The sequence below is a fragment of the Candidatus Nanopusillus massiliensis genome (genome assembly GCF_920984865.1).
Map to the genome: position 1 here is coordinate 564645 of NZ_OV100765.1, position 375 is coordinate 565019.

Consider the following 375-nt stretch of genomic DNA (forward strand, 5'->3'; position numbering starts at 1 on the left):
CGGGGAATCCCAGGGACACCATGGAGGAAGGCGCGGGCGACGGCAAGTCCGCACGGCCCTTACGTCCGGGGCTACACACGTGCTACAATGGGGGGTACAGAAGGTCGCTACCTCGAAAGGGGAAGCAAATCCCAAAAAGCCGGTCTCAGTTCGGACTGGGGTCTGCAACCCGACTCCATGAAGCTGGATTCGCTAGTAATCGCGCATCAGCCATGGCGCGGTGAATACGTTCCCGGGCCTTGTACACACCGCCCGTCAAGCCATGGGAGTCGGGGGGACCTGAAGGCCGTAACCGCAAGGGGCGCACTAGGGTAATACCGGCGACTGGGGTGAAGTCGTAACAAGGTAGCCGTAGGGGAACCTGCGGCTGGATCT